The 25,202-nt window shown below is 62.3% G+C and carries 28 protein-coding genes and 1 pseudogene; 15 read left to right on the forward strand and 14 right to left on the reverse strand.

Annotated elements, in window-relative coordinates:
• Positions 1–65: 65 nt before the first annotated feature.
• On the reverse strand, positions 66–704 hold the full coding sequence (locus IB238_RS03140; protein ID WP_192243478.1) for a glutathione S-transferase family protein: 639 nt from the start codon (positions 702–704) through the stop codon (positions 66–68).
• 209 nt (positions 705–913) lie between these two features.
• Here IB238_RS03140 and IB238_RS03145 point away from each other — a divergent pair, with 209 nt between their 5' ends.
• Positions 914–1,153, forward strand: coding sequence for a hypothetical protein (locus IB238_RS03145; protein WP_192243480.1), 240 nt, complete (start codon positions 914–916; stop codon positions 1,151–1,153).
• Between the two features lie 114 nt (positions 1,154–1,267).
• On the opposite strand, the gene IB238_RS03150 is transcribed toward IB238_RS03145, so the two are convergent.
• Positions 1,268–2,131: a DMT family transporter gene (locus tag IB238_RS03150; protein WP_192243482.1), complete on the reverse strand. Its 864-nt coding sequence runs from the start codon at positions 2,129–2,131 to the stop codon at positions 1,268–1,270.
• Positions 2,132–2,237: 106 nt separating this feature from the next.
• On the opposite strand from IB238_RS03150, the gene IB238_RS03155 reads away from it, so the two are divergent.
• A complete protein-coding gene (locus tag IB238_RS03155) occupies positions 2,238–3,650 on the forward strand; it encodes a PLP-dependent aminotransferase family protein (RefSeq protein ID WP_192243484.1) in 1,413 nt (470 codons plus the stop codon).
• A 30-nt stretch (positions 3,651–3,680) separates the two neighbouring features.
• Here IB238_RS03155 and IB238_RS03160 read toward each other — a convergent pair whose 3' ends face one another.
• The gene (locus IB238_RS03160) at positions 3,681–4,004 is read right to left on the reverse strand and encodes a metalloregulator ArsR/SmtB family transcription factor (RefSeq protein ID WP_192243486.1); all 324 of its coding nucleotides are present in this window, start codon (positions 4,002–4,004) and stop codon (positions 3,681–3,683) included.
• A gap of 50 nt (positions 4,005–4,054) precedes the next feature.
• Here IB238_RS03160 and IB238_RS03165 point away from each other — a divergent pair, with 50 nt between their 5' ends.
• On the forward strand, positions 4,055–4,564 hold the full coding sequence (locus tag IB238_RS03165) for an SRPBCC domain-containing protein (protein WP_192243488.1): 510 nt from the start codon (positions 4,055–4,057) through the stop codon (positions 4,562–4,564).
• A gap of 105 nt (positions 4,565–4,669) precedes the next feature.
• Here the strand turns inward: IB238_RS03165 and IB238_RS03170 are convergent, their stop codons facing one another.
• Positions 4,670–5,407: a L,D-transpeptidase gene (locus IB238_RS03170; RefSeq protein WP_192243490.1), complete on the reverse strand. Its 738-nt coding sequence runs from the start codon at positions 5,405–5,407 to the stop codon at positions 4,670–4,672.
• Positions 5,408–5,622: 215 nt separating this feature from the next.
• On the opposite strand from IB238_RS03170, the gene recO reads away from it, so the two are divergent.
• From recO to nadC, 9 genes are all read left to right on the forward strand, one after another.
• Positions 5,623–6,378: a DNA repair protein RecO gene (recO, locus tag IB238_RS03175; protein WP_192243492.1), complete on the forward strand. Its 756-nt coding sequence runs from the start codon at positions 5,623–5,625 to the stop codon at positions 6,376–6,378.
• The gene (locus IB238_RS03180; protein WP_192243493.1) at positions 6,375–6,884 is read left to right on the forward strand and encodes a PaaI family thioesterase; all 510 of its coding nucleotides are present in this window, start codon (positions 6,375–6,377) and stop codon (positions 6,882–6,884) included. Before recO ends, IB238_RS03180 begins: the two co-directional genes overlap by 4 nt.
• A 177-nt stretch (positions 6,885–7,061) precedes the next feature.
• Positions 7,062–9,989: a DUF2339 domain-containing protein gene (locus IB238_RS03185; protein WP_192243495.1), complete on the forward strand. Its 2,928-nt coding sequence runs from the start codon at positions 7,062–7,064 to the stop codon at positions 9,987–9,989.
• Between the two features lie 90 nt (positions 9,990–10,079).
• Positions 10,080–11,171: an acyltransferase gene (locus IB238_RS03190; protein ID WP_192243497.1), complete on the forward strand. Its 1,092-nt coding sequence runs from the start codon at positions 10,080–10,082 to the stop codon at positions 11,169–11,171.
• A 115-nt stretch (positions 11,172–11,286) separates the two neighbouring features.
• Positions 11,287–12,132, forward strand: a complete 846-nt coding sequence (locus tag IB238_RS03195) for an MOSC domain-containing protein (RefSeq protein WP_192243499.1) — start codon at positions 11,287–11,289, stop codon at positions 12,130–12,132.
• A gap of 115 nt (positions 12,133–12,247) precedes the next feature.
• Positions 12,248–13,483, forward strand: coding sequence for an MFS transporter (locus IB238_RS03200; RefSeq protein ID WP_192243501.1), 1,236 nt, complete (start codon positions 12,248–12,250; stop codon positions 13,481–13,483).
• A 157-nt stretch (positions 13,484–13,640) separates the two neighbouring features.
• Positions 13,641–14,720 (forward strand): quinolinate synthase NadA, encoded by a 1,080-nt coding sequence (gene nadA, locus IB238_RS03205; RefSeq protein WP_192243503.1) that lies wholly within the window; start codon positions 13,641–13,643, stop codon positions 14,718–14,720.
• Between the two features lie 56 nt (positions 14,721–14,776).
• Complete coding sequence (locus IB238_RS03210; RefSeq protein WP_192243504.1) at positions 14,777–16,375, forward strand: L-aspartate oxidase; 1,599 nt, start codon at positions 14,777–14,779, stop codon at positions 16,373–16,375.
• 46 nt (positions 16,376–16,421) lie between these two features.
• Positions 16,422–17,327: a carboxylating nicotinate-nucleotide diphosphorylase gene (nadC, locus tag IB238_RS03215; protein WP_192243506.1), complete on the forward strand. Its 906-nt coding sequence runs from the start codon at positions 16,422–16,424 to the stop codon at positions 17,325–17,327.
• Between the two features lie 36 nt (positions 17,328–17,363).
• Here the strand turns inward: nadC and IB238_RS03220 are convergent.
• Positions 17,364–17,647, reverse strand: a pseudogene (locus tag IB238_RS03220) (IS5/IS1182 family transposase); the annotation flags it as partial.
• A 119-nt stretch (positions 17,648–17,766) separates the two neighbouring features.
• On the opposite strand from IB238_RS03220, the gene IB238_RS03225 reads away from it, so the two are divergent.
• Together IB238_RS03225 and IB238_RS03230 are read left to right on the forward strand one after the other, a co-directional pair.
• Entirely contained in the window at positions 17,767–18,201 is a 435-nt protein-coding gene (locus IB238_RS03225) for an acetyltransferase (RefSeq protein ID WP_192247319.1), read from the forward strand.
• Positions 18,202–18,307: 106 nt separating this feature from the next.
• Positions 18,308–18,820, forward strand: a complete 513-nt coding sequence (locus IB238_RS03230; RefSeq protein ID WP_192243508.1) for a superoxide dismutase family protein — start codon at positions 18,308–18,310, stop codon at positions 18,818–18,820.
• A gap of 48 nt (positions 18,821–18,868) precedes the next feature.
• On the opposite strand, the gene IB238_RS03235 is transcribed toward IB238_RS03230, so the two are convergent.
• From IB238_RS03235 to IB238_RS03270, 8 genes are all read right to left on the reverse strand, one after another.
• A complete protein-coding gene (locus IB238_RS03235; protein ID WP_192243510.1) occupies positions 18,869–19,840 on the reverse strand; it encodes an NAD regulator in 972 nt (323 codons plus the stop codon).
• Positions 19,837–20,388: a tyrosine phosphatase family protein gene (locus IB238_RS03240; protein WP_246723470.1), complete on the reverse strand. Its 552-nt coding sequence runs from the start codon at positions 20,386–20,388 to the stop codon at positions 19,837–19,839. The genes IB238_RS03235 and IB238_RS03240 overlap by 4 nt, the downstream gene beginning before the upstream one ends.
• Complete coding sequence (locus tag IB238_RS03245; RefSeq protein ID WP_192243512.1) at positions 20,385–21,020, reverse strand: HD family hydrolase; 636 nt, start codon at positions 21,018–21,020, stop codon at positions 20,385–20,387. The genes IB238_RS03240 and IB238_RS03245 overlap by 4 nt, the downstream gene beginning before the upstream one ends.
• The gene (locus IB238_RS03250) at positions 21,017–21,859 is read right to left on the reverse strand and encodes a folate-binding protein YgfZ (RefSeq protein WP_192243514.1); all 843 of its coding nucleotides are present in this window, start codon (positions 21,857–21,859) and stop codon (positions 21,017–21,019) included. Before IB238_RS03250 ends, IB238_RS03245 begins: the two co-directional genes overlap by 4 nt.
• Before the next feature lie 120 nt (positions 21,860–21,979).
• Entirely contained in the window at positions 21,980–22,699 is a 720-nt protein-coding gene (locus tag IB238_RS03255; RefSeq protein WP_246723574.1) for a hypothetical protein, read from the reverse strand.
• Between the two features lie 81 nt (positions 22,700–22,780).
• Complete coding sequence (locus IB238_RS03260; protein WP_192243518.1) at positions 22,781–23,050, reverse strand: hypothetical protein; 270 nt, start codon at positions 23,048–23,050, stop codon at positions 22,781–22,783.
• Between the two features lie 93 nt (positions 23,051–23,143).
• Positions 23,144–23,578 carry a TIGR02301 family protein gene (locus tag IB238_RS03265; protein ID WP_192243520.1) on the reverse strand — a complete coding sequence of 145 codons (435 nt, stop codon included), beginning with the start codon at positions 23,576–23,578 and terminating at the stop codon, positions 23,144–23,146.
• A 5-nt stretch (positions 23,579–23,583) separates the two neighbouring features.
• Complete coding sequence (locus tag IB238_RS03270) at positions 23,584–24,024, reverse strand: NUDIX domain-containing protein (protein ID WP_192243522.1); 441 nt, start codon at positions 24,022–24,024, stop codon at positions 23,584–23,586.
• Between the two features lie 152 nt (positions 24,025–24,176).
• Here IB238_RS03270 and IB238_RS03275 point away from each other — a divergent pair, with 152 nt between their 5' ends.
• Positions 24,177–24,956 carry an SOS response-associated peptidase gene (locus IB238_RS03275; protein WP_192243524.1) on the forward strand — a complete coding sequence of 260 codons (780 nt, stop codon included), beginning with the start codon at positions 24,177–24,179 and terminating at the stop codon, positions 24,954–24,956.
• Positions 24,957–24,988: 32 nt separating this feature from the next.
• Here the strand turns inward: IB238_RS03275 and IB238_RS03280 are convergent, their stop codons facing one another.
• Positions 24,989–25,159 carry a hypothetical protein gene (locus IB238_RS03280; protein ID WP_192243526.1) on the reverse strand — a complete coding sequence of 57 codons (171 nt, stop codon included), beginning with the start codon at positions 25,157–25,159 and terminating at the stop codon, positions 24,989–24,991.
• Between the last annotated feature and the right edge of the window lie 43 nt (positions 25,160–25,202).

A 25,202-nucleotide genomic window follows, 5' to 3' on the forward strand; every position in this document is an offset into this window, starting at 1 on the left:
CTCAAAGCATGCGGCTGCTTTCTGCGGCAGAAACGCCTTTCAATAGTCTGGCCGACGGCCTTAAGCTAGAACGGTCTGGTCGCAGCCATTGAAGGTCGCGCGGCCATGCGTAACCACCATGCATTGAGTTTTGCATAGTGTTGGATTAATTCCGAGCCCTCGGGGGCCATGAGAAAATAGTCAAACATGGGCGCGGCATAGATGTCAGCCAGCGTCAGTTTCTCGCCGACGAGCCATGGGCCGTCTCCCATCAGATCAGACATTGCTGCCAGGCATGTTCGGGCGTTTGCTAGAGACGTGGCCAGCTTTTCCTTGTCTGTTGTAACGCCTCTGTCTGGTTTCGATACCCTCTCCGCGTAAACGCCCCAGACCAATTGAGGATAGGCATAGTTGTCAGCGATGCTGATGAACTGGTTGCATCGTGCGCGATGTTCGGCATCCAAGGGCTGAAGCTTCGGCCCTTCGAACGTTTCATCGATATATCGAGTGATCGCGCCTGTTTCGTAAAGGGAAAAGCCACCGTGTTCGAAGGCAGGGATGCGCCCGAATGGATGCCTCGCCAAATAGTCCGCCGGTGGGCCTCCCTCTGCAAAGACGTCAATCGGCGTAAGGTGATACCCCACACCTTTCTCTATCAGGCAAAGCCGGGCAATCCGCACGTAGACGCTGTAATCTGCCCCAAAAAGATGCGGTTGCTCTGTCATTTTCTACCTTCCTGCATCTGGCTCAGGCCTCGGGGCTCACTCCTAAACATACTGCGCAAGTAATCGTGCAGAATGCTTCATGGCGGTAATTCGGCAAGGAAAACTGCGCGCACCACCCATACTGCCCACTTTTTCCATCTACCGTTAGTGGCAAGCTGCGGGCGGTGATGCGATGCTTCTGTTCCAGCGATCACGGAAGGTTGCGCGTCATGGAACAGACACATGCAGCCGAGTTGGCAACACGGTACCTTCGTCTTGGCGGGCGAAGACTCTCAAAGGTCGATGACAACCACGTCACCACCCGCATCTGGGAGAGCGAACCCCCTGAGGCGGAAGCGTTCTGGAAAGAATACATCGAGCCGTTGGATGAGAGCCATCAGCGAGAGGTGATGACGCTCTTGCCGTCAATCAGCGAAATTTACGGCGCGCGCTGCCCTTCAGCTTTGTAGCGTTTTAGGCCCGGAAGACTTGATCGCCGAACTGTCATCGGAGGCAAAAATCTCGTGATCTAGCGGTGGATCGCCTTGATCAGGTGATTCAAACGGGTGGAAAGCCTGACTTGCTTACTTTGCAAACTTGCGCGCACCGGCCACGCAGAGGATCACCGCGACCGTCACCGCGTACATCACTGGGGTAACGGCTTCGTCGAGCAGGGTCGCCGCAAGCGCCAGCCCAAGGAAGGGCTGCAGCAACTGCAATTGGCCGACCGAGGCGATGCCGCCCTGTGCAAGGCCGCGATACCAGAAGACGAAGCCGATCAGCATGCTGAACAGCGAGACATAGGCGAGACCGAGCAGGGCGGGGGGCCTGATGTCGGAAAGGCTCGGCGGCATGTAGACGATCGAGGCCAGAATCATGATGGGCAGCGACAAGACCAGTGCCCAGGAAATGACCTGCCATCCTCCAAGTGTCCGCGACAGCCGCCCACCTTCGGCATAGCCGAGGCCGCAAGCGATGACCGCAGCGATCATCAGCGCGTCGCCGACCGGCGAGGCGGCAAGTCCCTGCGACAATGCAAAGCCCGCGACGAGAGCGCTGCCCAGCATCGAGAACAGCCAGAAAGCCGGCCTGGGGCGCTCGCCGCCCCTGATGACGCCGAAGATCGCCGTTGCCAGGGGCAGAAGGCCGATGAAGACGATCGAGTGCGCCGCCGTCACGTGTTGCAGCGCCAGGGCGGTAAGCAACGGAAAGCCGACCACCACGCCCAGTGCGACGACCACCAGTGAAACGAGTTCGCGCCGGCTCGGGCGCTTTTCCTTGAAGACAAGCAGAAGTGCAACCGCCAGGAGCCCGGCGATCGCTGCCCGTGCGACCGTCAGGAACACCGGATCGAACTGCATCACTGCCACGCGGGTGGCGGGCAGCGATCCGCTGAAGATCACTACACCGATAAAACCATTGATCCATCCGGCTGCTGTACGGTCCATGAGGCACTCCATCTTCGCAGCAGGCTTATCCACCAGAACCAGTGGCCCAGCCAGTCACAGTCTGGTACAGTTTGTTCAAACTGTTATGGAGTAGGAGGCAGTACGGATGAGCGTTGCGACTGCGGAGCGCAGCCTGGTAGCGATGGTCATGGCCACGATCAGGCAGCGTATCGCGGGCCGCAGTCTGACGCCCGGCGCGAAGCTGCCATCTGTCCGGGGACTGGCCGCAACCTTGAAGGTTTCGACTTCGACGGTGGTCGATGCCTATGCGCGCCTGGTCGCCGAAGGTGCGATCGTTTCCAGGCCCGGTTCCGGTTTCTATGTGGCAAGCCAGGCGGCGCCGTTTTCTCTCGCCGAGGCCGGTCCCAGGCTGGACCGCGTGGTCGATCCCTTCTGGATATCCCGGCAGTCCCTGGAAACCGGCGACGACAGTCTCAAGCCGGGCTGCGGTTGGCTGCCGCCCTCTTGGTTTCCCGAAGGAAGCGTTCGCCGCGCGCTGCGGACGCTGTCCCGCGCCGACGGTCACGCCCTGGCCGATTACGGTTCACCGCTGGGGTTGCCGTCGCTTCGCCAACTCATCGCTCGGCGCATGGCGGAAAAGGGGATCGAAGCGTCGCCGGACCAGATCGTGCTGACCGAATCCGGAACTCAGGCGATCGACTTGCTATGCCGCTTCCTCCTTGAACCCGGCGACACGGTGCTGGTCGATGATCCCTGCTATTTCAACTTCAATGCCCTGCTGCGAGCCCACCGCGCGAGGATCGTCGGCGTTCCCTACACGCCGGCGGGGCCGGACACCGACGCCTTCGCAAGAACTGTCGCGGAACATCGGCCGCGGCTCTACATAACGAATTCCGCCATCCACAATCCGACCGGAGCGACGCTTTCCCCGGTTGTGGCTCACCGGATCCTGAAGGTCGCCGATCAGTTCGACCTCACCATCATCGAAGACGATATCTTCGCAGATTTCGAACACAGCGCGGCGCCTCGTCTGGCAGCCTTCGACGGGCTGGATCGGGTCATTCATATCGGCAGCTTTTCAAAAACCCTGTCTGCCTCGGTACGATGTGGGTTTGTCGCTGCGAAGCCGGAATGGATCGACGGCCTGACCGATCTCAAGATCGCGACCTCCTTCGGTGGCGGTCGGCTTGCGGCGGAACTGGTCCTGAACGTGCTGAGTGACGGCGGCTATCGCAAGCACGTCGAGATTCTCCGTAGTCGACTGGCACGCGCAATGTTCGAGGTCTCGACCCGGCTGAAGGACCTGGGAGTAATGCCTTGGCTGGAGCCGCAGGCGGGGATGTTCCTATGGTGCCGGTTGCCGGACGATGCGGACGCGGCGGATGTCGCGCGCGCAGCGCTGGAAAGAAACATCGTGCTCGCGCCCGGAAATGCGTTCAGTGTGTCGCAGTCCGCAAGGAACTTCATGCGCTTCAATGTCTCCCAGGCACTGGACGCCCGCGTCTTTGACGTGCTCCGCGACGCACTCCAACAAGGCAACCAACTGCCCCGACACTGAGGCTCGGCGCTTGGAAATGACGGGACAGGCTTAGTCCTCCATCTCTTCATTCAGCGCATCCAGAACGCTCATCGCGTGGCCGGCATACTGGCTGATCCAACGGTCGTGGATCGCCTTGATCGGCATGGCGTTGAGATGGTTCCAGCGCTCGCGACCCTCGCGCCGTGCGATCACGAGGCCGGCGTCTTCCAGCACTTTCAGGTGCTGCATCACCGTGCAACGATCCATGTCTGCAAAAGCCTCGCACAGCGCGCCGGTCGTCTGAGGCGTGTCCCTGATCGCATCCAGCATCTGCCGACGCCTGGTATTCGCCAAGGCCTTGAAGACCGCATCTTCGCTTGATTCGCTTGACATGTTATAAATTTATAACATAATTTAGACTGTCACAAGCGATGGAGGAAGGCATGACGCTGGAATTTCGCGTGAACGGACGGATCGACAAGCCGGTGGCCGAGGTGTTCGATGCCGTCGTCAATCCAAAGAAGCTGAGCGGCTATTTCACCACGATCGGTGGCGCCAGCGCGCCGCTCGTCGCCGGCACGACTGTGACGTGGTGGGGCATGGCCCCGGTGATCGTCGACGAGGTGGAGGAGAACGCTCGCATCGTGTTCCTCTGGGACGCGATGGTCGAGGAGGGCGAGGAGCCGTACAAGACGCGGGTCGAGATCCGGTTCGTTCCGCTTGACGACGGCGGCACGATGGTGACGATCGCCGAAACGGGGTGGCGCGAAAACGCCCGCGGCCAGAAGAGCTCCTACATGAATTGCGAGGGCTGGTCGCAGATGCTCGCCTGCATGAAGGCCTATCTCGAATACGGCATCAACCTGCGCCACGGCTACTATCCGAGCGAACTCAAGGGCGTCGTCGCCTCCGAGCAGCAGGATTTCGTTGCTGCCGGGTCAACGGGAAACTGAGACGGTTTTCGCATCGACACGAAGCACCGCTTGGCATGAACCCTACCGACAGCCACACTTGGTCTGCGGCCCGACGCCTGGAAAGCGACGGGCAAACGTTGGAGATCAGATAGCGGCGGGAGGCGTCATTGCCGTCGAAGCGATCGGCATTCCGCCCGCCGGAACGTTCATCGGCGCTTCCTGCTGTATCACGACCACGCGGGAATTGACCGGAACGCGGCCATAGAGGTCGATGATGTCCTGGTTGAACAGACGGATGCAACCACTTGAAACCGCTTTTCCGATCGACCACGGCTCGGAGGTGCCGTGGATGCGGAACAGGGTGTCATTCTTGCCCTGGTAGAGGTAGAGCGCGCGCGGACCGAGGGGGTTGGTCAGGCCAGGCTCCATGCCGCTCGCCCACTTTGCGTTGCGTTCCGGCTCGCGCTTGATCATGCTTGGCGTCGGCGTCCAGCGCGGCCACTCCGCCTTGCGACCGATGCGTGCCGAGCCCTCGAATTCGAGGCCGGCCTTTCCGACGCCGATGCCGTAGCGCATCGCCATTCCATTTTCCTGCACGAGGTAGAGAAAGCGATCGGCCGTATCGACCACGATCGTACCGGGCACCTCGCTCGTTGGGTAGGCGACCTGCTGGCGGAAATATTTTGGATCGACCCTTGCAATATCCATCGCGGGCAACGGGAATTTTTCTTCCGGATGCGGTCCGTACATCGCCAGATGCATGGGGTCCGGGCCCTTCTTCACCGGCTTGGCGGTGGACACGCAGCCGGCAAGGGCAAGCGGTAGGATCAAGAGGGCGAGGGGACGCGCGCAAACGGCTGCGCGGATCACGGACACATACATATTCAACTGACCTGCTATTCGTATTCCGTTGCCGGACGAAACGTCCTGCCAGCCGTTCTAAGGGCAATCGTGACGCTGGCGGGGCGAAGGCGGAGCAAAAATGAGGCAAGGGTCAACTGTGGCTTAAAGGTCACGATCTCGATTGCCTGCTCGGGTGCCTTGACAAGCGGCGTCCGCGCTTGCCCCTGCGGGCTGCCGGGCGTATGGCATGTGGCATGCAATGGAGCGACGAAGCAATCGTGCTGGGCGTGCGCCGCCACGGCGAGACCTCGGTGATCGCCGAGATGATGACGCGTGCTCACGGCCGGCATCTCGGTGTCGTCCGCTCCGGTCGCTCTAGGACGATGCAGCCGGTGCTCCAGCCCGGGAATTCGGTGGAAGTGATCTGGCGGGCCCGGCTTGATGAGCATCTCGGCGAGTTCCGGATCGAGCCGCTGCAGTTGCGCGCAGGCCGCCTGATGGAGACGGCGACGGCGGTCTACGGCGTACAGGCCATGGCCGCGCTTTTGCGCTTCCTGCCCGAGCGCGACCCGCATGTCCATCTTTACGAGATGCTCGGCGTGATCCTGGAGCATCTGGAAGATCCGAGGGATGCGGGCGAACTCTTCATCCGCTTCGAGCTTGCCGTGCTCGAGGATCTCGGTTTCGGGCTCGACCTGTCCCGCTGCGCCGCGACCGACATTACCGAGGATCTCGTTTTCGTTTCGCCGAAATCGGGCCGTGCCGTCAGCCGCGATGCAGGCGCGCCCTGGGCCGACAAGATGCTGGCGCTGCCGGCCTTTCTCGGCACGCAGGCGAGCAAGGCGGCCGACCAGCAGGCCTTGTTCGACGGCTTCCGCCTGACCGCCTATTTTCTCAACCGGCATGTCTGCGAGCCGCGCGGCCTTCAGCTTTCCAGCGCGCGCGACGGCTTCGTCCAGGCCACCTTGAAGGCGCTTGCCGCCATCCCCCCATCGGAGATGACCGCATGAACATAGAACTCCATCCGGGACTGAGCGTCGCCTGTGTCGGCACTCTGCCCCTGGACGTGGTGGCGCGTGACGGCGGACTGAAAGTCCTTCAGGCGATGCTGGCCGGCGAACTGCCCGCGCCGCCGATGTCAAAGACGCTGAATTTCACGTTGGCGGAAGTCGGGGAGGGGCGGGTCGTCTTCAAGGGGTTTCCGACGCAGGAACACCTCAACCCGCTCGGAACCGTGCATGGCGGATGGACAGCCACGGTGATGGATTCGGCGCTTGGCTGCGCCGTCTTCGCCACGACCTTGCCGGGCGAAGCCTACACCACCGTCGAATTCAAGGTGAACCTGGTCCGTCCCGTTCTGCCTGATATGGGCGAGGTGTTCTGCGAGGGACGGATCGTCCACCGCGGCCGCACGATCGCCACCTCCGAAGCCTGGCTGCACGACAGGAACGGCAAACTGCTCGCGCATGGCACGGAGACCTGCGCAATATTTCCCATCGACAACCTGACCCGCTGACCGGCGGCAGCAGAATGAATTGAACGGCGCCATGGAACGTTCCCGCTTCTTGTGCCGTTTACGCACGCGGTGCAAAAGCGCCCCTTGAGGTTGCGCCGCTGCTCCCGCATGATCCACATGAGCAGCGTCGCTGGCGATCAGCGGTCGTGAGAGGCGCCCCGGACACGCGGAGAAGACATGGCGGAATTACTGGCACTGGTCGCCATCGTGCTTGCGATCAGCGTGATGAACAAGACCCGCAAGAACGCGGCGAAACTGACTGAAGAGATTCAGAAACTTCGGCAGGAGGTCGATGCCTTGAAAGCTGGCGGTGTCGCGCCGGCCGCATCCCAGGCCGTGGCCGTCGAGGCAGTCGAGGCGGCGCGCGCCGGCGTTTCTGACGAAGGCTTGCCGCAGGAGGCAGCGCTGCAGTTCCCGAGCCCATGGTTGCAGGCGAGTGCGGTGAGCGCGGCGCCCTTGCCGCAAGCCGGCGAAGCTTCTGCGGCGCTGACGACCGGTGACGGTGCCACTTCTGGTGCTGGCCATGCAGCAGCAGTTGGTGGCTCCGCTGAAGGGGCTTCGAGCTCCGAGACGGCACCGGTTCGTGAAAGCCTCGAGAGCCGCATAGGCGCGCGCTGGGCCGTCTGGGTCGGCGGACTGGCGCTCGCGCTCGGCGGCGTCTTCATGGTGAAATACGCAATCGAGAGCGGCATGCTTAGTCCCGCCGTGCGCTTGTCCCTCGCTGCTTTGTTTGGCCTGATGCTCATCGCCGCAGGCGAGTTCATTCGCCGGCGCGCGCAGCCGCTCATCGCCAACGCCTTCCAGAATGCCATGATCCCCGGCATCCTCACCGCCGCCGGCGCACTCACCCTTTTCGGTGTCACCTACGCTGCCCATGGCTTCTACGGCTATTTCGGCGCGCCCGCAGCCTTCCTGCTGCTCGCCGCCGTCGCCTTTGTCACGATCGCGCTTTCGCTCCTGCATGGCCAGGCGCTTGCCGGTCTGGGCCTGCTCGCCTCGATGGTGACGCCGCTTTTGATCGCGGTACCCGAACCCGATCCCTGGAGGCTGTTCGGCTATCTGTCGCTAACCTGGCTTGCGACGATCGCCGCCTCGCGCTTGCGCCGCTGGCAGGTCGTCCCGACGCTCGCCAATGCCGGTCTCGGCCTGTGGGCGTTCCTCTATCTCGCTGCAGCCGAGCCGTTGGCAATCCTGCCCCTGACGCTGGCGCTCGTGGTCATGCTCATCGGGATCGCGCTGATCTGGCCGGGCTCCGATATCGGAGCAGGGGAGGCCACAGACAACGCCACCCGGCAAGAGGACGCGTTGGCGGAGGATCGCGAGAGCGAGGCTCTCCCGGCCAATGCTGCAACTGCCGGCCTTGCTGCAGAACCGGTTGCCGCGCGATGGCAGCGGTGGCTTTCCCCAGCTTGGGTGCCGGTCTCCCTTAGCGCGGCGCTTGCGACCGTCGTTCCGGCGATCATCCTCGCGTTTATTCATCCATTCCCCGCTTCGGCCATGGCGGGGTTCGTTGCGCTCGTCCTGGCTCTGGCAGCGGTAGGCGCTGTCAGAGCCTGGGCGCTCTATCCGGCAATCCTGGGCGCCCTATGCGCCTTGTCAGGCACGATGGTCATTGCTGGTCTTCCTGGTTTCGCCGTCGGCATGCTGGATCGCTCGGCGGCGTACGAGAGCGCAACGTCACTGCCGGCATTGGCGGATACGGCGCCCGTCAACCTCATTCTGCTGCTTTCCGCCGGTTTCGCGGCGATCGGCGCCGCAGCGCTGCGGCTGTGGAAGGAAAGGGCGCCGGGATACGCGGCACTCTGGAGCATGCTGATGGCGATTTTCCCGCTTGCCATCATGGCCGTCAGCTTCCTCGCCTTCGGCAACCTGTCTTTCGACCTCAAGCACGGGCTTGTCGCGCTGGTGTTCGGCCTGGCTTACTTCGCCGGGGCGGAGTTCTTTTCCCGTCGGCTTCCCGCTGCCGACGCGGCGCCGGTTCCGCAATGGTTGCTCGTATCAGGCGGATTCGGCTTCCTTGTGCTCGCACTGTTCGCCCTGACCGACGGCCTTGCGACGACATTGCTCGTCGCCGTGTTCGGCCTTGCCATGGTGTTTGCGACACGATTTCGCGCCTGGCCGGTGCTGCCATGGATGATGGTCGGATCCGCCCTCGTGGTGGCCATCCGCATCGCCTGGGAGCCGACGATCATCGGTGCCGCAAACCTGTCGCGGACGCCGGTGTTCAACCAGCTTCTCGCCGGCTACGGCGTGCCCGCGCTTCTACTTGCAGTCGCCGCCTACGAGCTCCGCCACTGGCCATACGAACGGGTGCGCAATCTTCTGCAGGCGCTGGCAAGCCTGTTCGTCTTGCTGGCGGTCGCCATCCTCGTCCGCCACGCGATGAATGGCGGTGTGCTCGATAGCGCCGTACCGACGCTCGGTGAGCAATCTATCTACACGCTGCTTGCCGCCGGCGCCTCGGCCATCTTCATGACCCTCGACCTGAAATCGCCGAGCCCGGTCTTCCGCTACGGCTCGATGGTGGTCGGCGCTCTTTCCATGCTGTCGATCCTGTCGGCCCATTTCTTCGCGCTCAACCCGTATTTCACCGGCGAACTCACTGGCCGCTGGCCGTTCTTCAACCTGCTGCTCGTCGGCTATCTGCTGCCGGGCCTCGCCTTTGCCGGGCTTACCTGGTATGCGCGTGGAAGGCGGCCAGCAGCCTATGTGATGCTACTTGCGCTGACAGGTGTCGCGCTCGCCTTCGCCTGGCTCTCGCTATCCGTCCGCCGCTACTGGCATGGCGAGGGCATCGCCGACTGGAAGGGGTTCCTGCAGGGCGAGACCTACACCTACTCCGTCGTCTGGCTGTTGCTCGGCGTGGTCCTGCTTGTGCTTGGTTCGCGTTTCGATGCGAAGAGCATTCGCCTTGCTTCGGCAGCTTTGGTGCTGATCGCGGTGATCAAGGTCTTCCTCTTCGACATGGCCAATCTCGAAGGCATTCTTCGCGCACTTTCCTTCATCGGCCTCGGTGCAGTCCTGATCGGCATCGGCTTGTTCTACCAGAAGATTCTATCCGGAAAGGATGGGGAGCGTGTGACCGCAGGCCCACCAGGAGGGTGATCGGTGGGGGCATCCTTAACGCGCCGTAAACCGGTGATGCGCCATCATGCGCCGGCCCTGAAATGTGGGAACGGGCAGGCGGCGGACAGGATGAACGGGCCTAATCATATCAAAAGCCTGGACGGGCTGCGCGGACTCGCGGCGGCCATCGTGCTCGTGTCGCACATTCCCCTGATCTTTCCCGAGTTCGGACCGCTTCCCTATCTTGATATCGGCACCGAGGCAGTCGGCATCTTCTTCGCATTGAGCGGCTTCCTGATGGCTTATCTCTATGGCGGCCGCCCGGTGACGCGCGAAAGCGTGCTCGATTTTCTGGTCAGCCGCTTCGCACGGATCTACCCCGTCTATCTCGCAGCGGTCTGCCTCGTCGGGCTCCTGTCGGCTGCAGTGCAACTCGGCTATCCCCAACCGATCGCAAGCGTCATGGATTTCATCCTTCACGTGGTGCTGCTCGGAAAGAGCGGCGTCTTCTGGTCGGTACCACCGGAAATCCAGTTCTACGGGGCCTTTCCGGTGATCTGGCTTTTCCTGAGCGATCCGCGCCGCTACCAGGCCATCGGCTTCGGGCTCTTAGGTGTGGTCGCCGTTGTCAGCCTGCTCGATTTTCCGGGACCGGGAATATTGCTGCATGCCAAGCTGCCTTACTTCCTGTTCGGCGTCGTCGCGGGACGACTTCACCAAAACCTGTCCGATCGCCCGCCGTCGGCAGCGATCGGCGTCATGGCGGTCGTTCTTCTCGTCGTTTTCTTCAGCTACAAGCACGTCACGCCAACCACAGGCGAGCCGTTTTGGGGCCTTCCCACTGCCTTTGCCTCGGCGCTGATCGTCGCACTCATCGCGCGCGAACATCCCGTGACGGCGCGTATTTTGTCCTCGGGCCCGCTGCGTTTCCTCGGCGTGACCAGCTTCTCGCTCTACCTCTTCCATGTCCCCGTGATGTTCCTGACGCGCCAGACATTCTCGGCATTCCTACCGATGCCGGTGCTGGCCGTTTTGACACTCGTGACAGCGCTTCTTGCCGCGTGGGTCAGCTACAATGTGATTGAGGCCCCAAGTCGGTGTCGGCTCGGCGAGTTCTGGCGCGCCAGCCGGTTGAGGCACGACCTGCTGCGCCGACCGATCACACTTGTCGGCAAGCGCGGCACGAAACGCACTGTCGGGGTCGGCGGTGTTTCCGTCTGAGGCTAACGACGGTCACGAATTCAACACCCTGCCGCCGTTTCCGTTTTGCTCCTGGTCAGTTAAGGATGCGAAGCCTTTCGTTCAACGGAATCGGACGCCTATGGAGCCCCAGGAAATGACCGTCTCTGGCCTCAACATCCACCCGCTGAAGAGCGGCCGCGCGATACCCAAGACGGCAGTTTCGGTGCGCCTCGACGGCTTCGCAGACGACCGGCGCTTCATGGTGACAGATCCCGACGGGCGGTTCATTACCCAGCGAGAGCTGCAGGTGCTTGCGCAGGTCGAGGCCTATCCGCTGGACGGTACGTTGCGTCTCGTCATGCACGGGCGGGAGATCATGCCCCGCTTCGACCCCGAGCGCCGGCTGCCGGTCACGGTCTGGGACAGCCCGGTCGACGCGGCTCTTGCCGATGATGCCGCCAATTCCACCCTGTCGGATTGGCTCGGCCGTGAGGTGCGACTTGTGCATATGGATGCGCAGGCGAGCCGTTATGAGGGAGAGAATTGGGCCGGCCAGCCGGCCCAGGTCGGATTCGCCGATGGCTTTCCGGTCCTCATCACCACAACCGGTTCGCTCGCCGACCTGAACCGCACCCTCGTCGAAAAGGGCCAGCAGCCGGTCGGCATGGATCGCTTCCGCACGAACATCCTGATCGATCACGACGGGGCCTGGGATGAGGATCTTTGGGAGGCGGTCGAGATCGGCGGGATCGTCTTCGATCTCGTGAAACCCTGCTCGCGCTGCATCATGACCACGCAGGATCAGATGACGGGCGAGCGCATCGGCGGCAATCCGATCCAGGGCCTTGCCGAAAAGCGCATGTCCGCCGACCGCCGTGTTGTCGGCGTGCTGTTCGGCTGGAACGCCGTTCCGCGCGGTGAGGGCACGCTGAAGATTGGCGATTCGGTGAAGGTAGTCGGGCAACGCACCGAACGCTGGCCGATGAAGGTTCGTGACTGACGGCCACGTGGCCATTTGCCCAACATCAATTTCGCTGATTTTCCGCTCAAATTAATTCACTTTTTTGGATGGGTCGTCGCGGCTATTTTTGCCGCCCGAACATCCGGAGATTCGTATGTCTGCTCCTTCCTCGACAGTTGCCGCAACCAGTCGTTCGCAAATGCCATGGCTGATCATCGGTGCGGGCTGCATCATTGCCATGCTCACCTTCGGCCCGCGGTCCGCCATGGGTTTCTTCCAGCTTCCTATGCTGCAGGAAACCGGTTGGGACCGGACGACCTTCGGCCTCGCGATGGCCTTCCAGAATCTCTTCTGGGGCCTGGGGCAGCCCTTCTTCGGCGCGATCGCCGATCGTTTCGGCACCTGGCGCGTGCTCGCACTCTCCGGCCTGCTCTATTCGTCCGGTCTGTTTCTGATGTCGCTTGGCGGCTCGCCTCTGACGCTGCACATCGGGGGCGGCGTCCTCGTCGGGCTCGGCGTAGCGGCCGGTTCCTTCGGCGTGGTCCTCTCCGCGTTCGCGCGCAACGTCACGCCGGCGCAGCGCCCGATGGCCTTCGGTATCGCAACCGCTGCCGGCTCCGCTGGCATGTTCCTGTTCGCACCGCTGAGCCAGGGGCTCATCTCTGCCTACGGCTGGTCGGATAGCCTCGTCATCCTCGGCGTTCTCATGCTTCTCGTCCCGCTGTTCGCATTCCCGCTTCGCGGCAATGCGTCTTCCGGCACCCAGAAGGAGGCGCAGTACAAGCAATCGATCGGGGAAGCGCTGAAGGAAGCGCTCGGCCACAAGAGCTATCTGCTGCTGGTCTCAGGCTTCTTCGTCTGCGGTTACCAGGTCGCCTTCATCACCGCCCATTTCCCGGCCTATATCGGCGATATCGGCATCGATGCGCGCTATGCGGTGATCGCTCTGGCTTTGATCGGCTTTTTCAACATCATCGGCTCGCTCGCTTCCGGCGTGATCAGCCAGCACTATTCCAAGCCCTACTTCCTGGCGCTGATTTACCTCGCCCGATCCGTCGCTGTCGCCGCCTTCATCCTGCTGCCGCAGACGCCATTGTCGGTCATCCTGTTTGCGATCGTCATGGGCCTCCTTTGGCTCTCGACCGTGCCGCCGACGAACGCGCTGGTGGCGATCATGTTCGGTACGCGTCACCTCGGCCTCCTCGGCGGTGTCGTCTTCCTGTCGCATCAGATCGGTTCCTTCCTCGGGGTGTGGATGGGTGGCTATCTCTATGACCACTTCGGTACATATGACCCGGTGTGGTGGTTTGGCGTGGCGCTCGGCATCTTTGCGGCGATCGTCCACTGGCCAATCCGCGAGCAAGCGGTGGAGCGCCCGGCGATGGCCTGATCCAACTTGCCCGCCAGAAATGGCGGGCAATCCCCTTGCGGAGCGTTACAAAAGTTTCTAAATCAGCCCGACCGGCGTTGCCGGTTTTATTTGGGGCTAATTATGCTCAGTATGAGCAAAATAGCCGCCGCCGAAAGGCGGCAGAAAGGGAGGGGGAATGACTAAGGCCACCGCCACGAGCGCTGCAGGCAGCGCCAACAAGCGTGCAACAGCTGCCGAGCGCTTCGGCGTATCTGCAATGCCGGACCTCTCCTACACGCCCGAGATCGCCCGCGAGACCGAGCATCTTTACGAGCGGGTGAAGCAGTTCATCCCGGCGATCGAGTGGCCGGTCTACGCCCCCTATGTCCACGCCATCAACCGGCTGAAGAAGGAGCGTGGAGCGGTCATCGTCGCGCACAACTACCAGACGCCCGACATCTTCCATTGCGTGGCCGATATCGTCGGTGACTCGCTGCAGATCGCCCGTGACGCGACGAAGGTGGACGCAGAGATCATCGTGCAGTGCGGCGTGCACTTCATGGCCGAGACGTCGAAGCTGCTCAATCCAGGAAAGATCGTCCTCATTCCCGATGTCCGAGCCGGCTGCTCGCTTTCGGAATCGATCACCGGTGCCGACGTGCGTCTGCTGAAGGAGCGCTATCCCGGCGTGCCGGTCGTCACCTACGTCAACACTTCGGCAGAGGTGAAGGCGGAGACGGATATCTGCTGCACCTCTTCCAACGTCCTTGCCGTGGTGGAAAGCCTGGAGAGCGATACGGTTCTTTGCATACCGGACGAGTATCTGGCGATGAACGTCGCCAAGCAGACGAACAAGAAGATCTTGACCTGGAAGGGCCATTGCGAGGTGCACGAGCGCTTCACGCCGGCCGAACTGCTCGCCTACAAGGAAGCCGACCCCTCGATCGAGATCATTGGCCATCCGGAATGCCATCCCGACGTGATCGCTGTCTGCGATTTCTCCGGCTCCACGTCAGGCATGATAAACTACGTCAAGGACAAGCGGCCGCCGCGCGTGCTGCTCGTTACCGAATGCTCGATGGCTTCCAACATTCAGGCCGAGGTGAATGACGTTGATTTCATCAAGCCGTGCAATCTCTGTCCGCATATGAAGCGCATCACGCTGCCGAAGATTCTCGACAGCCTGGTGAACATGACGGAGGAGGTCGTGATCGACCCGGCGATTGCCGATCGCGCCCGTCTTGCCGTGGAGCGGATGGTGAATTTGAAGCAGTAGGGCGCTGATCCTTCTCTCCGGCAGGGAGGAGAGGAGTCGGGGCGGAGGAGAATGGAATGCCGATCGACAGTTTTCGTCCCCTTTCGTGGAACGCCATCGACGACATCGTGATCGTCGGCGGCGGGTTGGCCGGGCTCTTTTGCGCGCTGAAGCTCAGCCCCAGGCCGGTCACCATTCTCGCGGCGGCACCGATCGGACAGGGCGCCTCGTCGGCTTGGGCGCAGGGCGGCATCGCCGCGGCCATGAGTTCCGGCGACACGTTTGAAAAACACGTCGCCGACACGATTGAGGCCGGCGCGGGAATCGTCGACGAAAAGATGGCGCGCTTCATGGTCTCTGAAGGACCAGCGCGCATTCATGACCTGCTCGAATACGGCGTTCCGTTCGACCGCGATCTCGAAGGCAAGTTGGTCCTGTCGCGCGAGGCTGCTCATTCGGAACGCCGCATCGTGCGTGTGCGCGGCGACATGGCCGGCAAGGCGATCATGGAAGCCTTGATCGCCGCCGTCCGCAAAACACCCTCGATCCGTGTGCTGGAAGGCTACGTGGTCGAGGAGCTGGTGCGGGAAGGGCGCTTCGTCTCCGGCGTGATCGCCCGGCCTGACTCCGGCCAGTCGAAGAACCGGGTACACTTTCCCGCGCGCGCCGTCGTGCTCTGCTCGGGTGGCGTCGGCCATCTCTACGCCGTGACGACCAATCCCTGGGAGGCCTGCGGGCAGGGCGTGGGGATGGCCGCGCGCGCCGGCGCTATCATCGCCGACCCTGAATTCGTCCAGTTCCATCCGACTGCGATCAACATCGGGCGCGACCCAGCGCCGCTTGCGACCGAAGCGCTTCGCGGCGATGGCGCCCAGCTTGTCAACTCGGCCGGACGCCGCTTCATGCTCGACATCCACCCGGACGGTGAACTGGCGCCCCGGGACATCGTCTCGCGCGGCGTCTTCGCGGAAGTCCAGGCCGGCCGCGGTGCTTTCCTCGACTGCACCAAGGCGGTCGGCAAACATTTTCCCGAGATGTTCCCGACTGTTTACGCCTCCTGCATGGCCGCCGGGATCGATCCCGTGACCCAGCCGATACCGGTCGTGCCGGCGGTCCATTATCACATGGGCGGCGTGCTGACGGATGCGGAGGGCCGCACCTCTATCGACGGGCTCTGGGCCGCAGGTGAGGTGACTTCTACCGGCGTCCACGGTGCCAACCGCCTGGCATCGAACTCGCTCTTGGAAGCCGTCGTTTTCGCCGCCCGCATCGCCGAAAACATCAAGGGCATGCTGCCCGAGCCGAAGACCGAGGACTGGGGCAAGAATGCCGGGGAGAGCGACGATCTGGTGACCGTCGAGGACAGCCCGGCGCTAACGACCCTTCGCAAGCTGATGAGCGCGCATGTTGGGGTGATCCGCGATCGCGACGGACTGAAGCAGGCGATCCGTGCCATCGCCGCTCTGGAGCGCGACAACAGCCGCATGCGCTTCCACAACATCGTGACGACGGCCAAGTTGATCGCAGTAGGCGCGTACCTGCGCGAGGAAAGCCGCGGTGGCCATTTCCGCTCCGACTTCTCCGAGCAGCGGAAGGAATGGAAGCACCGCAGCTACCTGACGCTCGCGGACGCCGACAAGGTGGTGGCCGAATTGATGGAAACGGAAACGGCATAGTTGCGGGTCGGCGAAGCGCTCAACGCACACGGAACGGAAAACGCACATGGCAACACCCAACCTTCCCGTCCTCTCGCCGCTCCTGATCGAGGATCAGGTGCGCGCGGCGCTTGTCGAGGACCTCGGCCGCGCCGGCGACATTACCAGCCAGGCGACGGTCGCAGCCGACATGATGGCGAGCGCGGAATTGAACGCGCGTGAGCGCGGCGTCGTCGCGGGCCTGGGTCTCGCCGCCGCCGCATTCCGGCTGATGGACCCGGCGATCGTTTTTGAAGCCTTCGTCCGCGACGGTGATCGCGTCGAGCCCGACACCGTACTCGCACGTGTCTCCGGACCCGCCCGCGCCATACTCTCGGCCGAACGCGTGGCGCTGAACTTTCTCATGCATTTGTCGGGTGTCGCGACCTACACCGCGGCCTTCGCCGACGAGATTGCCCACACGACGGCGAAGGTCTGCTGCACCCGCAAGACCATTCCCGGCCTTCGGGCGCTGGAGAAATACGCCGTGCGCATGGGCGGCGGCTCCTCGCACCGCTACGGCCTCGATGACGCGATCCTGATCAAGGACAACCACATTGCCGTTTCCGGCGGCATTGCCGGTGCCATCGCTGCCGCCCGCGACTTTGCCGGCCACCTGGTCAAGATCGAGGTCGAAGTCACCACGCTGGAGGAACTGGAGGAGGCGCTTGAAGCCGCTCCCGATGTCATCATGCTCGACAACATGGGGCCGGAACTGCTGCGCCGTGCCGTGGAAATCAATTGCGACTGCGCCGGGTTGACGGATGACGACTATGTCGGCGACCCGCGGCGGGTGAAATTGGAGGCTTCCGGCAACGTCAACCTCAATACCATTCGCGCCATCGCCGAGACTGGCGTCGATTACATCTCGACCTCGAAAATCACCATGGCCGCCCCGACGCTGGATATCGGATTGGACGTCGTCGTACGATAGTCTTGAGGTTGCTTGCCGGGCGCTCGGGCGACTTGGCGTACACTCATAAACGCGGAGCCAGAGGCGCATTGAGGCCAGTTGGACCATAGCCAGGAAGTTTGCCGCCAGCTTGCCGTAGTGTGTTGCTGCAAAAATTCTTCAACTCAGGGAAGAACCGTTCGATAAGGTTTCGCTCTCGATATAGCCATGTGCTGAAGTACGGTTTCGATCTCCGGTTAGTCTTGGCGGGATATTGGCGAACGTTCCCGTCTCGTGAAGAAACGCGCGAAACGATTGGTATCGTCGGCTTCGTCTGCCAGCACAATTCCGGCGTCAACATTCGAGCAGATTGTCAGCGGCATACCGGCTCATGACAAGCCTGAATCAGAAACGGCGGCAGTTTGTAAGTCTCTGCCATACTCCTCTTACTCACGTGGTCAAATCATTGTATGCGGAAATCATGATTACGATCCGACGTTCCCGCCCCGGTGAGGGCGACCGCATCATCGAAATTTGGCGAGGCGCTGTTGACGCCACGCATGATTTTCTAACGCCTGAGGATCGCCTCGCCATTGACGAGATGGTGTGCGGCTTCCTTCCCCAAGCTCCACTCTGGTTAGCGGTTGCAAATGATTACCCGCTGGCCTTCATGCTGATCGGCGGTGGACATATGGAGGCGCTGTTCGTCGATCCCGCTCATCGCGGAACCGGTATCGGTGCTGCGCTTGTGCGCCACGGCCTCACGCTTCATCCAAAAATGACAACCGATGTCAACGAACAGAATGATGAAGCAGTTCGCTTCTATGAGCGAATGGGTTTCAGACAGACAGGCCGCTCGCCAATCGACGGACAGGGCAGGCCGTATCCACTCATCCACCTGGAATATTTGAACTGATTTGCCGGTCGCCGAACAACAATCGCTCGACAACTTCATAGCGCTGAATTTATGCTTTCACAGCCTAAAACGATCTGAAACCACTTCCAGCTTGGAAGGATGTCAGATGACCCGAAATGTCTGCGTGCCACTGGCTGCGACTGTATTCTTCGCCGCATCCGCTTTCGCCCAGAACGGCAACGCCTTGAAGGCCAATTTCATTGGTCTCTCGGGATCAGAAATCGGTCGTGTCTTGTTGACCGAGGGCGATGGCGGGGTGTTGTTCGAGATCGAACTGACCGGTCTGCCACCGCGCAAGTGGGTGGCGCTGCACATTCATGAGATTGGCACCTGCGATCCGAAAGATGGTTTCAAATCGGCGGGTCCCCATTTCAATCCCTTTGGCAAGAGACACGGGCTCCTCGCCGCAGAAGGTCCGCATGCCGGCGACATGCCGAACCAGTATGTCGGCGACGACGGCGTATTGCGAGCCCAGGTGTTCGGCGCGTCAGTACTGATTGACGACAAGGAGCGGGGCATCCGCGCCCGCGCGCTCGTCGTACACGACGGGTCAGACGACTACCGCACCGATCCGGCGGGTGGGGCTGGCGATCGCGTAGCTTGCTCTGTCATCCCCTAAAGACGACTTGCGCAGATTTTGCGGCAACCGCACTTTGCATAAGTGCGCTTACCGTCCGCCGACCTTCAGCCCCGGCGCCGGTCGTTCCTCCAGAATCTGACGTCTGAAGCGGAACAGCGCCGCCGGCCGACCACCGGTCGCTGCTGTGGTTCGTCCGGTTGGCTCCACCAGTTCTGCGCCCTCCACGAGGCGGCGGAAGTTTTGCTTGTGCAGGTGGCGGCCCGAAATCGCCTCGACGGCCGCTTGCAGTTCCGTCAGTGTGAATTCCGAAGGCATCAGCTCAAAGATGACCGGGCGGTATTTGATCTTGCCGCGCAGCCGCGCAATCGCCGTTGCCAGGATGCGCCTGTGATCGTGTCGCATTGCAAGGCCCACGGCCGGCTTTCCCGGCAAGGCCTGGCCATCTGTCACGGATTCCGCCGCAAGCCCGGCCTCATATAGCAGTTCGTAGCGATCGAGCACCCGCTCCTCGTCCCAGGGGAAATCATCCAGGCCGAAGGCAAGCCGTAGCCGCGCCTTGCGGCCGGGGAGTGACTTGCTGTCGGTCGCTCCAGTCTCTGCCGCCCATTCCGAGAGGGCGGGAAGGATCGTCTGGTCAAGCGCTGCCGGCCGGCCGCTTCGCCAGTCCTCCCAAGGCAGGAAAGCATACCAGTCCCGCCAGTGGGCGCCAGCAGCCTCAAGTCGCTCGGTCGCCTCGGCATCGATACGCGTCAGCGCCAGATAGCCGACCGAAACCATGTGCGTGTCGGCCTCGCCGGGCGATCTCTGCCGGCCGCGGTCGCCAAAGGTGTAAAGCTGCTCGATATAGCCGAGCTTGAGTGCCGTCTGCTCCTCGACGCTCGCACGCAGGCTGGTTTCGAATGTGCGATGGCGGGTCGGATCGAATGGCCCAAAGGGGAGGGCCTCGCGTTCGCCCGCATCACCACCGACGGCCAGAATAGCCGGCCCCCGGTTGAAGATTGCCACCACTGCCGCGTTTAGGCCGATCTCGACGGGCGGCGATGGTGGCGGCACGATCATGGAGCGGCTCCAGCGTCCGCGTAGGTCGATGCGGGTGCGATGTCGAAGGAAAACGGTTGCTCGCCGACATAGTCGACGCCCCGCCCGATCTCCTTCACCGCCTGAACGAGCCGGCCGCCGCGTGACAGCAGGGTGTCGCCAATGCCGACGATCCGGCTGTTGGGCGTTGCCTGGCGCGAGGCGGTGCGCAGGCGAAGCGCGAGCGTATCATCGTCCTGCTCGGGAAAGACCGCAAGTGCCGCGATCAGGGCGGCGGCCGGCGAGCGCGAAACGCCCATCATGCAATGGATCAGGAGCGGCGTTTTCCGGTCCCAATCGCGGGCAAAAGTGATGATCGCCTCGACGTGCGCTTCCTGCGGGGCAACCAGATCGCCGGTGCCCGCAAAGGCGATGTCGTTGACGCCGAGCACGAGATGACGGGACGGATCGATCACGGCCGGGCGATGGAAATCCTGCTTCGGCGCGACGAGGCTGATCATCTCCCGGCACCGGTTCCGCACGGCAATTTCGGCGATACGCGAAAGCGGTGCGACGACGATCGTGCTCATGCCTGCCGTTCCCTGGGGGAAGCCGCACGTTCTGCCTCGATTGCTTCGAAACGTTCGGCGAAGCGCCGCTGTGCCTCTACGGCGGGCATTGGAATAATCGTCAGCATGTCCAGCGTGATGCCACGCGGTTCACCGAAGAATTTCGCTGCCTCGACGCGCGAGAAGCCGGCAAGCTCGGTCGCTTCGAAGAAGGCCGCTATGCGGTCGGCCTTCTTGATTTTTTCCCTCAGAGTACGGGGCGTTTCTGCGGGTAGGCCAAAGCGCAGGTGCACCGCTGTCTCCAGACGCTTCTCGACCGTCTTGTAGCCGCCGCCGACCACAGCCTTGAAGGGCGAGATCATATCACCGATCACATATTCCGGTGCGTCGTGCAGAAGCGCCATCAGGCAATCTTCCGGTGTGCTGCGGTTCTGGTGGCGGAAGATCGTTTCCACGATGAGCGAATGCTGGGCGACGGAAAAGGCATGGTCGCCGGCAGTCTGGCCGTTCCAGCGGGCGACGCGGGCAAGACCGTGGGCGATGTCGGAAAGCTCAACGTCGAGTGGGGAGGGGTTGAGGAGATCCAACCTGCGGCCCGATAGCATGCGCTGCCAGGCCCGGGGCTCGGTCTTCGGCCGGGTTGCTCCGCTCATTGTACCGGCGCCACGGTGCTGTCGCCGGGAAAGTCGAGCCCTGTCCACTCCGGCAGCCGCGCTTCGACTTTGACGTTACCGGCAAGGATCGGCGCTTCCGCACGCATTGCATCCGCCACGCGGTCGATCCGCACGATTGCGAGCCCGTCCGTCCCCGCGACCGTGCCGAGCGTCCCGACCGGTTTGCCCTCGGCCGTCAGTTCCGTTCCCGATGCCGGAAGGGGGGATGCGGCGTGCAGGATCACCGGCCGTTTTCGCGCCGTGCCGCGATGCTGCATGCGCGACACCACTTCCTGGCCGACAAAGCAGCCCTTGCGGAAGGAAACCCCATCTGAAAGATCGAGCAGGATGTCGTGCGGGAATACGTCCGAAAGAGTGTAGTCTTTGCCCGCTTCGACGATGCCGCAGGCGATGCGAAGCGCATCATAGGCGGCCGGCGTATCGTTACCCACGGCACCTGGCCGGCGCAGGATTTTCCGTCCCGCCTTGAGGAACCGCCCATCGACGACACCTTCTCCGTCGCAATCCCAGGTGACCGTCGTTTGCGTTTCTGCCAGAGGTAAAATCTCTACGGCCGCGCGCAGCTTGTACAGGGCCAGACGCTTGACCAGGGCGTCGCGCTGCTCTTCCGACGTCTCTATGAGAAAGCTGTCCGAAGGCGCGCGGCTAACGAGAAAATCGAACAGGATCTTGCCTTGCGGCGTCAGAAGTGCTGCGGCGCGGGCTTCGCCTTCTGGCAACGAGACCACGTCGGAAGTGATCAGGCCCTGCAGGAAATCCTCGGCGTCGCCGCCAGCGACAGAAATGTAAGCATGTCCGGTAAGGGTGACTGCAGGCATCGTACGGTCCAGTCTCAGGTGGTGCGCGGCGGGCACGCACAACATCGGCGTTTCGAATGAGAGGTAGAATGCCGGCGCGGGCTTCGCAAGTCCCGTGCATCCAGGACAAAGAGATCAGGCTCAATCGCCCGCTACAAAGAACTTCCACTGTCCGTCCGGCGCAATGCCGACGCGATAGAAATTGTAGCCGCCAAATTCCTGCATGTCGGCAAAGTCGCCCGCCGTAACGATCCGGAGAAGCTCGACCTTTTCCGGTGGGGACAGATTGTCGAGTGATTTTTCCGTGAAGTACGGCCAGACATACATCTCGTTCGGCGTGCCGGCGTCGACCTTGACGAAACCAGTCGCAAGCACGTCGAGCAGGATCGCGAGGATCTCGATGCCCTCCGAATCGCCCGAAAGGCCCTTCAGCGTCGTCACCGGGTCGTCAGTGCCATCAACGACGGAAACCTGCGTTTGCGTCGGTCCCTTGCCGAGCAGCGGGCGCAGACGCTCGATGTCGCCGGATGCCGCGGCCTCGACGATCAGTTCGCGCATCCGCCGGACGGGCTGGGGCGCCTTGTCGATGTCGTAAATCACCTCGACCGGAATCTCGGGCTCGGTTACTGCCTTGTCGGGCTGGGGTTCTGTAACTTCCTGCTCGGCCGAGTCCTTGCGAATCAGCGGGTCGGGCAACGGCAGTTGCAGGCGCCGCGCGCCTTCGTCCGGAACGGTCTCGGACTCGACGTCTGCCGGCGGCGGTTCGTTCGCCTTTTCCTCGGTCTTCTGTCCGGGAATCTGCTGCAACTCGCTGAGTGCAAAGGCAGAAGTGGCGGGGCCGAATGTTCCCGCGGCCGTCATTAGCAACGAGACGGCAAACACGCTGCCGCGAAGCAGCCTGATGCGGTCGGAGAACCTGTGCATCGTCCCGATCTTCCCGCCCTATTGAAGCGTGCGCTCAGGAGAGAACTCACCGGCGAGCATGCGCTCGCGCAGGGACTGCAGCATGGCCTCGGCGCCTTGTTCGCCGAGAAGGCGAATCGTTTCGCGCATTGCCAGCGCGATGGCGGCGTCAGCAATGATCTCCGGCTCGATGCCATCTGCCATGCCGTCCGCCCAGGCCTCGTTCTGGTATTCCAGCGCGGCCTGCATCTTCTCATGTACGATCATCTCGTCGATATCGTTGAGGCTTGGTTCCATCATATGATCCATGCGCGGCATCTACTTCTTTACCAGACTGTTAACAACCTTATCAGCCTTTTCCCAAAACGACACGGGGCAGGGCGAAAAGAGGTTAATTATCCTCTAATTTCCGAACCGGGCGGTAATTTCGGTGGCCAGTGTTGCACCTTCGTTACGGTATTTCTCTTCTGCGACGACGGCCTGCGCGGTGCAGGTGGCATAAACCGAAGCGAAAGAGCGATAGCCGCGGTTAAAGGCGGCAGTGAGGCGTTCCTTGCGCACCTGCTCGTTACCGGCTTCCATCGAGATGAGGTCTTCCATCGCCTTTCGCCAGGTGTCCTCGCCATCCTTCAGGCAAAGATTGCGCAGGTAATGCACGGCGCCGAGAATCTCCGAAAGGCGCTCCAGCCGGCCGTCATAGGGTGCGGGTTTGCTTTCGGGGGCGGGCTGATTCGTGTTGGCGGCCGCCGCGGCGGCAGGCGTGTTCGCGCTTTGCTGGGCCACGGCCGGGCTGGCCCACGTCAGAAGCAGCAAAGTGAGGCGAGCGAGTTTCCGCATAGCGCTCAGCTCATCCCGGCTTGATGAAACGGTTGGGCCTGTTGCTGGCCGCGGTCGGCTTCCAGTCGACGGATACAGTCGCGCACGCTTTCGGGGGCGGGCAGGCCGGCGATCTCTTCGGCCGTGAACCACCCGAGGTCAGCCGCATCGTCGGCGGCCACCGCGACTGCGTCGCGATCCGCTTCGACGCGGAACACTGACAGAAAATAGTGGTTTCCGGTCGAACTGCTCGCAAGATCATATGTGGCGTAGAGGCGAGGTTCGCGCGCGACGATTCCGGTTTCTTCGGCGAATTCACGCAATGCCGTCTCGGCCGGGGTTTCGCCCGATTCGGCGCGGCCGCCGGGAAACGCGTACATCTCCGCCGCCGGCGGATTGCGCCGCAGCACCAGCAGATAGCGGCTATCGCGCTCAAGGATGGCAGAGGAAGCTGCTTGGGGCGGCATCGACGACTCCGGACTTTTCATTGACCCTTTATAGGTACTCCCCGTAGATTGTTCCAGACTGGCGTGCCGGCCGAATGGTCGAGCAGAACGCGGAAAATGAAATCAAAACGCCGTCGAGCCCTGAGTGCAGGCGGCAAGCAGGGACGGTCATCATGTGCGGACGATTTGCCTTGACGGAACCGGCCGCCCGGCTGAAAGAATTTCTCGATGTCATCGATATCGAGGAGTTTCCGCCGCGCTACAATATTGCGCCCACCCAGCCGATCCTTGTCGTTATCTCGGGCGATCGGCAGGAGCCGGGAAGCAATCTGCCGGAGCGCAAGGCTATGTTGGTCCGCTGGGGACTGACGCCATCCTGGGTGAAAGACCCACGCGAATTTCCGCTTCTGATCAACGCGCGCGCCGAGACGGCAATCGGCAAAGCATCGTTTCGGGCCGCCATGCGCCACCGCCGCATTCTCGTGCCCGCCACCGGCTTCTACGAATGGCATCGCCCGGCGAAGGGGACCGGAGAAAAATCGCAGGCCTACTGGATCCGCCCGCGCAACGGCGGGATCGTCGCTTTTGCCGGCCTTATGGAAACCTGGTCTTCGGCTGACGGGTCGGAGGTCGATACCGGTGCGATCCTGACCGCGGCCGCCAATACCGCCATTGGCCGAATCCACGACCGGATGCCGGTCGTCATTCGTCCAGAGGACTTTGCCCGATGGCTGGACTGCAAAACACAGGAGCCGCGTGAGGTCGCCGATCTGCTGAGTCCGGTAGAGGACGAGTTCTTCGAGGCTATTCCGGTTTCCGATCGGGTCAACAAGGTCGCCAATGTCGATCCCGACATTCAAGAGCCGGTGGCTGAGGCGCTGGTTGCGCCTCCTTCTGCCCCGAAGTCGAAACGTACTAGTGGCGACAGTTCCGGTCAACTTTCCCTGCTCTAGGGCGACGGCACGCTAGTGGTGCCGGCAATCGCTTACGCTTCGATCAGCTTGATGCCGGCGGGGAGTTCCCGCTTGACACTTTGGGCTACCGGCTTGCGCTGGCTCGCGGCGGCAACCACTGCCTTCAAGCCCAGTGGCTTGTATTGCTCTACGAGCGCCTTGGTGTTCTCGATGGTTGAATTTTTCGCTCGTTCAGTAACCATTGTTTACTCCCATTAACAATTACGGCGACACCAAGCTCTTCAC

This window comes from Rhizobium sp. ARZ01, assembly GCF_014851675.1.
In the GTDB taxonomy this organism is placed as follows: domain Bacteria; phylum Pseudomonadota; class Alphaproteobacteria; order Rhizobiales; family Rhizobiaceae; genus Mycoplana.

Excerpts from the sequence above, each read along its gene's own strand:
- IB238_RS03140 (WP_192243478.1), bottom strand. The coding sequence starts at position 704 with ATGACAGAGCAACCGCATCTTTTTGGGGCAGATTACAGCGTCTACGTG.
- IB238_RS03145 (WP_192243480.1), top strand. The coding sequence starts at position 914 with ATGGAACAGACACATGCAGCCGAGTTGGCAACACGGTACCTTCGTCTT.
- IB238_RS03150 (WP_192243482.1), bottom strand. The coding sequence starts at position 2,131 with ATGGACCGTACAGCAGCCGGATGGATCAATGGTTTTATCGGTGTAGTG.
- IB238_RS03155 (WP_192243484.1), top strand. The coding sequence starts at position 2,238 with ATGAGCGTTGCGACTGCGGAGCGCAGCCTGGTAGCGATGGTCATGGCC.
- IB238_RS03160 (WP_192243486.1), bottom strand. The coding sequence starts at position 4,004 with ATGTCAAGCGAATCAAGCGAAGATGCGGTCTTCAAGGCCTTGGCGAAT.
- IB238_RS03165 (WP_192243488.1), top strand. The coding sequence starts at position 4,055 with ATGACGCTGGAATTTCGCGTGAACGGACGGATCGACAAGCCGGTGGCC.
- IB238_RS03170 (WP_192243490.1), bottom strand. The coding sequence starts at position 5,407 with ATGTATGTGTCCGTGATCCGCGCAGCCGTTTGCGCGCGTCCCCTCGCC.
- recO (WP_192243492.1), top strand. The coding sequence starts at position 5,623 with ATGCAATGGAGCGACGAAGCAATCGTGCTGGGCGTGCGCCGCCACGGC.
- IB238_RS03180 (WP_192243493.1), top strand. The coding sequence starts at position 6,375 with ATGAACATAGAACTCCATCCGGGACTGAGCGTCGCCTGTGTCGGCACT.
- IB238_RS03185 (WP_192243495.1), top strand. The coding sequence starts at position 7,062 with ATGGCGGAATTACTGGCACTGGTCGCCATCGTGCTTGCGATCAGCGTG.
- IB238_RS03190 (WP_192243497.1), top strand. The coding sequence starts at position 10,080 with ATGAACGGGCCTAATCATATCAAAAGCCTGGACGGGCTGCGCGGACTC.
- IB238_RS03195 (WP_192243499.1), top strand. The coding sequence starts at position 11,287 with ATGACCGTCTCTGGCCTCAACATCCACCCGCTGAAGAGCGGCCGCGCG.
- IB238_RS03200 (WP_192243501.1), top strand. The coding sequence starts at position 12,248 with ATGTCTGCTCCTTCCTCGACAGTTGCCGCAACCAGTCGTTCGCAAATG.
- nadA (WP_192243503.1), top strand. The coding sequence starts at position 13,641 with ATGACTAAGGCCACCGCCACGAGCGCTGCAGGCAGCGCCAACAAGCGT.
- IB238_RS03210 (WP_192243504.1), top strand. The coding sequence starts at position 14,777 with ATGCCGATCGACAGTTTTCGTCCCCTTTCGTGGAACGCCATCGACGAC.
- nadC (WP_192243506.1), top strand. The coding sequence starts at position 16,422 with ATGGCAACACCCAACCTTCCCGTCCTCTCGCCGCTCCTGATCGAGGAT.
- IB238_RS03225 (WP_192247319.1), top strand. The coding sequence starts at position 17,767 with ATGATTACGATCCGACGTTCCCGCCCCGGTGAGGGCGACCGCATCATC.
- IB238_RS03230 (WP_192243508.1), top strand. The coding sequence starts at position 18,308 with ATGACCCGAAATGTCTGCGTGCCACTGGCTGCGACTGTATTCTTCGCC.
- IB238_RS03235 (WP_192243510.1), bottom strand. The coding sequence starts at position 19,840 with ATGATCGTGCCGCCACCATCGCCGCCCGTCGAGATCGGCCTAAACGCG.
- IB238_RS03240 (WP_246723470.1), bottom strand. The coding sequence starts at position 20,388 with ATGAGCACGATCGTCGTCGCACCGCTTTCGCGTATCGCCGAAATTGCC.
- IB238_RS03245 (WP_192243512.1), bottom strand. The coding sequence starts at position 21,020 with ATGAGCGGAGCAACCCGGCCGAAGACCGAGCCCCGGGCCTGGCAGCGC.
- IB238_RS03250 (WP_192243514.1), bottom strand. The coding sequence starts at position 21,859 with ATGCCTGCAGTCACCCTTACCGGACATGCTTACATTTCTGTCGCTGGC.
- IB238_RS03255 (WP_246723574.1), bottom strand. The coding sequence starts at position 22,699 with ATGACGGCCGCGGGAACATTCGGCCCCGCCACTTCTGCCTTTGCACTC.
- IB238_RS03260 (WP_192243518.1), bottom strand. The coding sequence starts at position 23,050 with ATGGATCATATGATGGAACCAAGCCTCAACGATATCGACGAGATGATC.
- IB238_RS03265 (WP_192243520.1), bottom strand. The coding sequence starts at position 23,578 with ATGCGGAAACTCGCTCGCCTCACTTTGCTGCTTCTGACGTGGGCCAGC.
- IB238_RS03270 (WP_192243522.1), bottom strand. The coding sequence starts at position 24,024 with ATGCCGCCCCAAGCAGCTTCCTCTGCCATCCTTGAGCGCGATAGCCGC.
- IB238_RS03275 (WP_192243524.1), top strand. The coding sequence starts at position 24,177 with ATGTGCGGACGATTTGCCTTGACGGAACCGGCCGCCCGGCTGAAAGAA.
- IB238_RS03280 (WP_192243526.1), bottom strand. The coding sequence starts at position 25,159 with ATGGTTACTGAACGAGCGAAAAATTCAACCATCGAGAACACCAAGGCG.